Genomic DNA, 5,413 nt, shown 5'->3' with positions numbered 1-5,413 from the left:
CCCCGACGCCAGCCGCCGTTCCGGCGGCCACCCCTCCCCAGCCCTCCCCTGCGAGCAGGGGAGGGAGCGAATCGGCACCGAAGGCTGCCGCGGCATCCGGCCGCAAGGCCGACATCGAATGCAAGCTGGTCGTGCTCGGCTCCGGTCCCGGCGGCTACTCGGCCGCGTTCCGCGCTGCCGACCTCGGCGTCGACACCGTGCTGGTCGAACGCTACGACAGCCTGGGCGGCGTCTGCCTCAACGTGGGCTGCATCCCCTCCAAGGCATTGCTGCATGCCGCGGCGGTGATCGATGAAGCCGCGGCGATGTCCGCGCACGGCGTCAGCTTCGGTGCGCCGAAGATCGACCTCGACAAGCTGCGCAGCTTCAAGACCAGGGTGGTCGGCCAGCTTACCGGCGGCCTCGCCGGCATGGCCAAGGCGCGCAAGGTGCGCACCGTGGTGGGCACCGGCATGTTTGTCTCGCCGAACGAAATGGAAGTCCAGACGGCCGAAGGCACGAAGCTGATCCGCTTCGAGAACGCGATCATCGCGGCCGGTTCGCAATCGGTGAAGCTGCCGGCGTTCCCATGGGACGACGAGCGCGTGGTGGACTCCACCGGCGCGCTGGAACTGAAGGACGTGCCGAAGAACCTGCTGGTCGTCGGCGGCGGCATCATCGGCCTGGAGATGGCCACCGTGTATTCGGCGCTGGGCAGCGCGGTGACCGTGGTCGAATTCATGGACCAGCTGATCCCCGGCGCCGACGCCGACCTGATCAAGCCGCTGGCCAAGCGCCTGGGCGGCAAGCTCAAGGGCGTGCACCTGAAGACCAAGGTGGTCAGCGCCAAGACGACGAAGAAGGGCATCGAGGTCGGCTACGAAGGCGACAGCATTCCCGAGACCACGCTGTTCGACCGCGTGCTGGTCGCGGTGGGCCGCTCGCCGAACGGCGGCAAGATCGGCGCGGACAAGGCCGGCGTCGCGGTGACCGAGCGCGGCTTCATCAACGTCGACACGCAGATGCGCACCAACGTGCCGCACATCTACGCCATCGGCGACCTGGTCGGCCAGCCGATGCTGGCGCACAAGGCCACCCACGAAGCGCACGTCGCAGCGCAAGTGGTAGCGGGTCAGAAAAGTCATTTCGACGCGCGGGTGATCCCGTCGGTCGCCTATACCGATCCGGAAATCGCCTGGGTCGGCGTGACCGAGCGCGAGGCGAAGGAGAAGGGACTGAAAGTCGGCGTGGGCAAGTTCCCGTGGGCGGCCTCGGGCCGCGCCATCGGCATCGACCGTACCGAGGGTTTCACCAAGCTGATCTTCGACGAGGAAACCCATCGCATCGTGGGCGCCGGGATCGTCGGCGTACACGCGGGCGACCTGATTTCCGAGCTGGCACTGGCGATCGAGATGGGCAGTGAAGCGGCCGACATCGCGCTCACCATCCACCCGCATCCGACCCTGGGTGAATCGGTGGGCATGGCCGCGGAAGTCTACGAAGGCACCATCACCGACCTGTACCTGCCGAAGAAGAAATGAGGTTGCTCATGTCAAGGATGACGCTGTCTTGCCTCATGGTTGCGGCCTTGCTGTTGCCCGCCACTGTGCTTGCCGATGATGATGCAGACCTGTTGAAGGCTTGTCCGGGCCTGGCTGGCTGGGCGGCCATGCATCCGCACGTCGACGAAGCGAATGCGCGGGAGGATGCCGGTCGTCGCGTCACCGATCCGGCACTGCGTCGGGAGCTGGCAGCGCGGGGCGAGGCCGACCAGCGTGCGCGTGATACGGCGCTGGCGGCCGGCATGCGTGACCCGGTGGCGAACAAGGCGATGCTTGTGGTGGATGCGGACAACCTCACATGGTTGAAAGCTGTCGTGGCAAGACAAGGTTTTCCGACGCCGGAGGCCGTGGGTGCGCAAGGTGTCGCCAACGCCTGGTTGCTGGTGCAGCATGCCGACCGCGATCCGGCCTTCCAGGCGGCGGTGCTGAAAACGCTGGAGTCGCGCCTGGCGGGGAGCGGTGTGCGCAAGGCCGACGTGGCCATGCTCACGGACCGCGTGTTGCTTGCGCAGGGAAAGCCCCAGCGTTACGGCTCGCAGTTCAAGCCGTCACAGGACGGCAGTCCGGTATCCGAGCCCACCGAGGACATGGCGCATGTCGATCAACGCCGCGCCAGCATGGACCTGATGCCACTGGCCGACTATCAATGCATGCTGCACTTCTCCTACGCACCCGCGCAGGCGACGGACGCTCGTGCGCAGCAGGCGCGGGATGTCGGCACGGATCGGCAGCGCTGATTGGCACGGGGCGCGGTGGGAATGGATGCAGAAGAGCCCGGGCATGCCCGGGCTCTTTATCTTTCACGACCGCGGATCGCTTACTTGGCCGACGGCTGCGGATGCTCAGCCCGGAACTGCTTCCACTGGGCGCGGCGGGCCTGTGCCTGGGCCTTGAACGTGGCTGCCTGCGCCTGTTGCGCCGGGGTCAGCACCGCGTAGATCTGCGCCCGCAGGTTGGCCATCTGCTGCACCCGCTGCTGGGTGGCCTGGCCTTCGGCCTGGGCCAGCCGGGAAGCGGCGGCCTGGTAGCCGACCCGGTTCGGCGTCATCGATTCGAAGGCGCTGCGCTGTTGCCGCAAGGCATCGCGCGAGGACTTGTTCTGCTCGCGGCTGCTGCGGATGATCTGCTTGACGCTGGCCTTCTGCGCGTCGCTGAGATTCAGCTTGCCCAGCATCATCATCTGGCCGTGGCCGCGATGATGGTGGCGCCCATGGCCGAAGTCGCCATGTCCTGCGCCGCCAGCGGACGCGGCCAGTGCGACGGAGCTGCCGATGGCCAGTGCCGAGGCCAGGGCCAGGCCGAGGAGGGTGTTCTTGCGCATGACGTGTACCTCTGTGGTGGGGAGTTTGTACGCCATCATTTGACGACACCGCTGCGTATATGTTCTTTGCGGACAGGTAAAGATCGGTAAAGAACGTGGTGTCCGGCCCGGGCCACCGTATTGAATGAGCCATGCAGACTCCGAACCCCTCCCGCATCCTGATTGTCGACGACGACCGCGCGCTGTGCCGGCTGCTGGCCGAATACCTGCAGCGCGAGGGCTTCGTGGTGGACGTCGCGCACGACGGCGACGCCGCGCTGGCCCGCCTGCGCAATACCGCCGAGCGGCCCGACCTGTTGATCCTCGACGTGATGATGCCCGGCCGCGACGGCCTGGAAACCCTGCGCGAGCTGCGCATGCAGCACCGCCTGCCGGTGATCATGCTGTCCGCGCGGGGAGAGCCGGTGGACCGGGTGATCGGGCTGGAGCTGGGCGCCGACGATTACCTGGCCAAGCCCTGCCTGCCGCGCGAGCTGCTGGCGCGCGTGCGCGCGCAACTGCGCCGCAACGCGCCGCCGGTGTCCGGCACGGTGCAGGTGGGCAACCTGCAGCTGTTTCCGGGCGAGCGCCGGGCCCAGGTCGGCGAGCAGGACCTGGTGCTTACCGGCGCCGAATTCCTGTTGCTGCTGGGGCTGGCGCAGCGCGCCGGCGAACTGGTCGACAAGGCCAGCCTGACCCGCCAGGCGCTGGGCCGCGAGATCGAGCGCTTCGACCGCAGCATCGATGTCCACGTCAGCCGCCTGCGGCACAAGCTGGCCGATGCATCGCCCGATGCGCCAAGGATCGATGCGGTGCGCGGCTCCGGCTACGTGCTGGTGGCGGCCGCGCCATGAAGCCGATGCGCACCTCGCTGTACTGGCGATTGCTGGTCTGGTTCTGCGTGGCCAACCTGCTGGTGCTGGCGCTGGGCGGGCTGTTCGCCCGCCGCTTCATCGAGTTCACCACCAGCATCGAAATCAACTGGGCGGCGCTGGCGCAGGACGCCGACCAGGCCTACGAAAGCGGTGGTCGCGATGCACTCGCTGCGTGGGTGGCGCAGCAGCGTCAGCAGGGCGTGGAGGCCACCCTGTTCGAGCACGGCGAGATGCTCTATCCGATCCGCCTGGGCGCATCGGTGCGTTCACAGCTGCCCGCGTTGTTGTCGTCCGATCGCAGTGTGGTGATGCAGCCGCGGCCCAGTTTCTACGTCGCCGTCCAGCAGGTCGTCGGCGACGACGGCCACGCCCGCCAGCTGCTGGCGATGAGCCGCTCGCACGTGCGCCTGCGGCCGCAGACCCGCGAGAAGATCTATCTGGCCATGCAGCTGGCGCTGTCGCTGCTGTTCATCGGCCTGGTCGGCTGGTGGGTGGCGCGCAGCGTGGCGCGTCCGGTCGAGGCCTTGCGCCGGGCGACCCGACGCATGGCCGAAGGCGAACTGTCGGCGCGGGTCGGCCGCCAGGGTGGGCTGGCACACGACGAACTGGCCCAGTTGGCCGGCGACTTCGACGTGATGGCCGGACGGATCGAGGCACTGGTCGCGCAAGACCGCGGCGTGCTGCAGGATCTGTCGCACGAACTGCGCTCGCCGCTGGCGCGATTGCAGCTGATCCTCGACCTGGCCCGCCGCGGCGGCGACAGCGAGGAGGGCGCCGCCTACTTCGTCCAGGCCGAACAGGAGATCGCCCGGCTCGACCGGATGCTGGGCGAGATGCTGGCGCTGTCGCGGATGGAAGGCGGCCTGCCCGGCATGGAACGTGAGCCGCTGGAGCTCGCCGAGGTGGTGCATGAGGGCGTGGAGCAGTCGCGCCTGGAAGCGGATGCGCAGCAGGTCGAACTGCAGCTGTCCCGCGTCGACTCCGCGCAAGTTTCCGGCAACGCGATGCTGCTGGAGCGGGCGCTGGCCAACCTGCTCGCCAACGCGATCAAGTTCAGCCCGGCAGGTGGCCGGGTCGAGGTGACCCTGCGTGTTGACTCGTCGTTTGCCGAGATCAGCGTGCGCGATCACGGGCCGGGTGTGCCGGTGGACGAACTCGCGCTGCTGTTTCGGCCGTTCTTCCGTGGCAGCAATGCGGCGCGGGCGGAGGGGCATGGCCTTGGGTTGGCGATTGTGCAGCGGGTGGTGCAGGTGCATGGGGGCACGATCGAGGTGGGCAACGCCGAGGGTGGTGGGTTGGAGGTGAGGTTGCGGTTGCCGCTTGCGTGAAGGGGTTTGTCTTGGTCGGCTGATGCGGGCAAGGTGTTTTCGCTGACGTTGGCCAATCGACACCGGCGGGCTATTTTCGGTGCATCTGTAGGAGCGCACCCTGTGCGCGATGCTTTTGGCTTGGTCTGTCGATGGCAACGTGAAACGATTGCACGACATGATCAAAAGCGTTTCGTCCACCTGCGGTGGCCGAGCCACCTTTCTCTGAGTGGCCAGAGAAACGTGGCCCACTGCGCCGCAGGAGCGGCGCGAACGGCGAAGTCGGCCCGAAGGGCGAAGGGCAGGATGCCCGGAGTAAAGAGGGGCCACCCCGCTTCCGCGCCTTGCGGACATCGGGCAACCGCTCCTGCGTTGCCTCAACTCCGGCAT

General features: G+C 67.7%; 5 protein-coding genes. 4 read left to right on the top strand and 1 reads right to left on the bottom strand.

The features are described from left to right. Both lpdA and ASD82_RS00120 read left to right on the top strand, forming a co-directional pair. Window positions 1-1,520: dihydrolipoyl dehydrogenase (lpdA, locus tag ASD82_RS00125; RefSeq protein WP_235580589.1), on the top strand; the 1,520-nt coding region annotated here is incomplete at its 5' end. Between the two features lie 92 nt (window positions 1,521-1,612). Continuing rightward, window positions 1,613-2,278: a DUF6624 domain-containing protein gene (locus tag ASD82_RS00120; protein ID WP_157599136.1), complete on the top strand. Its 666-nt coding sequence runs from the start codon at window positions 1,613-1,615 to the stop codon at window positions 2,276-2,278. Between the two features lie 80 nt (window positions 2,279-2,358). Here the strand turns inward: ASD82_RS00120 and ASD82_RS00115 are convergent, their stop codons facing one another. Continuing rightward, window positions 2,359-2,862: a Spy/CpxP family protein refolding chaperone gene (locus ASD82_RS00115; protein WP_056713638.1), complete on the bottom strand. Its 504-nt coding sequence runs from the start codon at window positions 2,860-2,862 to the stop codon at window positions 2,359-2,361. Window positions 2,863-2,993: 131 nt separating this feature from the next. On the opposite strand from ASD82_RS00115, the gene ASD82_RS00110 reads away from it, so the two are divergent. Together ASD82_RS00110 and ASD82_RS00105 are read left to right on the top strand one after the other, a co-directional pair. Further along, complete coding sequence (locus ASD82_RS00110; RefSeq protein WP_056713636.1) at window positions 2,994-3,695, top strand: response regulator transcription factor; 702 nt, start codon at window positions 2,994-2,996, stop codon at window positions 3,693-3,695. Further along, window positions 3,692-5,044: a HAMP domain-containing sensor histidine kinase gene (locus ASD82_RS00105; RefSeq protein ID WP_056713633.1), complete on the top strand. Its 1,353-nt coding sequence runs from the start codon at window positions 3,692-3,694 to the stop codon at window positions 5,042-5,044. The genes ASD82_RS00110 and ASD82_RS00105 overlap by 4 nt, the downstream gene beginning before the upstream one ends. Window positions 5,045-5,413: the final 369 nt, after the last annotated feature.

Source organism: Rhodanobacter sp. Root179, assembly GCF_001428465.1.
GTDB lineage: Bacteria > Pseudomonadota > Gammaproteobacteria > Xanthomonadales > Rhodanobacteraceae > Rhodanobacter.
This window is presented reverse-complemented; position numbering and strand designations above follow the sequence as displayed.

What these genes read in the sequence shown, in the direction of transcription:
- ASD82_RS00105 (WP_056713633.1), top strand. Translation starts at nt 3,692, where the DNA reads ATGAAGCCGATGCGCACCTCGCTGTACTGGCGATTGCTGGTCTGGTTC.
- ASD82_RS00110 (WP_056713636.1), top strand. Translation starts at nt 2,994, where the DNA reads ATGCAGACTCCGAACCCCTCCCGCATCCTGATTGTCGACGACGACCGC.
- ASD82_RS00115 (WP_056713638.1), bottom strand. Translation starts at nt 2,862, where the DNA reads ATGCGCAAGAACACCCTCCTCGGCCTGGCCCTGGCCTCGGCACTGGCC.